The sequence below is a fragment of the Gemella haemolysans genome, assembly GCF_028308085.1.
Taxonomy (GTDB): Bacteria; Bacillota; Bacilli; order Staphylococcales; family Gemellaceae; genus Gemella; species Gemella haemolysans_D.
Window position 1 is genome coordinate 1 of record NZ_JAQMFS010000059.1, and the last position, 293, is coordinate 293.

The 293-nt window shown below is 33.4% G+C and carries 1 protein-coding gene; it reads left to right on the forward strand.

Going from position 1 to position 293, the window contains the following annotated elements; all coding sequences use genetic code 11:
* A partial coding sequence (locus PNO30_RS04970) for a pneumococcal-type histidine triad protein (RefSeq protein WP_271987382.1) occupies positions 1-293 on the forward strand: 293 nt, incomplete at both ends.

Genomic DNA, 293 nt, shown 5'->3' on the forward strand with positions numbered 1-293 from the left:
ATCGGACTATCAGCCTTTGCTGGTTATGAATACGGAAGACAACAAGCATATGAAACAACACCTCTAGTACAAAATACAGCACAAGCAAAGAAAATTAATTACTCAGATAAGGTTAGTTCAGTCGTGGTTAGTGAAATCACTGACGATGGATATGTGACACTTCACGGTGATCATAGTCACTATGAAAAAGGATTAGTCCCTTATAACGCTAAAATTCTTGATTCACTAGTTTATAAAAATAAAGATTATAAATTAAAAGATGAAGACATTCAATATGAACTTGCAGAAGGTTA